This window comes from Curvibacter microcysteis, from assembly GCF_028649455.1.
Taxonomy (GTDB): Bacteria; Pseudomonadota; Gammaproteobacteria; order Burkholderiales; family Burkholderiaceae_C; genus Curvibacter; species Curvibacter microcysteis.
The window spans coordinates 1-1,264 of the sequence record NZ_JAQSIO010000020.1; the positions used below are offsets into that span (position 1 = coordinate 1).

1 protein-coding gene is annotated in these 1,264 nt (G+C 67.1%); it reads right to left on the reverse strand.

Annotated features, from left to right (window positions below; translation table 11 throughout):
* On the reverse strand, positions 1 to 1,264 hold a 1,264-nt coding region (locus tag PSQ39_RS21710; protein ID WP_273929726.1), incomplete at both ends, for a phosphate acyltransferase.

Sequence of the window (1,264 nt, forward strand, 5' to 3'; positions counted from 1 at the left end):
CGGCGCACCGTGGTGCTGGCCGTCAGGATGTGCACCGGCTGGGCCGAACCCAGCAGCACCGGGCCAATCGCGATGTTGCCGCCAGCCGCCGTCTTCAGCAGGTTGTACGAGATGTTGGCCGCATCGATGTTGGGCATGACCAGCAGGTTCGCGCTGCCCAACAAGGTGCTGTGCGGCATCAAGGCCTCGCGCGCCGCGCCGTCCAGGGCCACGTCGCCGTGCATTTCGCCGTCCACTTCCAGCCACGGGGCCTTTTCGCGCAGCAACTCCAGGGTGGCGCGCATCTTCAGCGCACTGGGCTGGCTGCTGCTGCCAAAGTTCGAGTGCGACAGCAGGGCCGCCTTGGGCTTGATGCCGAAGCGCATCATTTCCTCGGCGGCCATGATGGTGATCTCGGTCAGCTGCTCGGCGGTCGGGTCGTAGTTGACGTGGGTGTCGACCACAAAGACCTGGCGGTCAGGCAGCAGCAGGCCGTTCATGCAGGCGTAGGTGCTCACGCCCGGGCGCTTGCCGATCACCTGGTCCAGGTAGTTCAGGTGCAGCGCGGTGTGCCCCCAGGTGCCAGCGATCAGGCCATCGACCTCGCCCTTGTGCAGCAGCATGGCGCCGATCAGCGACAGGCGACGGCGCATCTCGATCTTGGCGATCGGCACGGTCACGCCCTTGCGCTCGGTCATGCGGTGGTAGGTCTGCCAGAAATCGCGGTAGCGGTGGTCGTTCTCGACGTTGACCACGTCGTAGTCGCGCCCTTCCTTGAGGCGCAGGCCAAACTTCTCGACGCGCTCGGCGATCACCGGCGGGCGACCGATCAGGGTCGGGCGGGCCAGGCCTTCGTCGACCACGATCTGGGCGGCACGCAGCACGCGCTCTTCTTCACCTTCGGCGTAGGCCACGCGCTTCTTGGCCGCGTTTTTGGCGGCGGTGAAGATGGGCTTCATGGTGGTGCCGGAGGCGTAGACAAAGCTTTGCAGCTTCTCGCGGTAGGCGTCCAGGTCCTTGACGGGGCGCTGGGCCACGCCGCTGTCGGCGGCGGCCTGGGCCACGGCCGGCGCGATCTTCATCATCAGGCGCGGGTCGAAGGGCTTGGGGATCAGGTACTCGGGGCCGAAGGCCAGCGGGTGGCCGACATAGGCCGCGGCCACCACTTCGCTTTGCTCGGCCTGGGCCAGCTCGGCGATCGCGTGCACGGCGGCGATTTCCATCTCGACCGTGATGGTCGAAGCGCCCGCATCCAGCGCGCCGCGGAAGATGTACGGGAAGCACA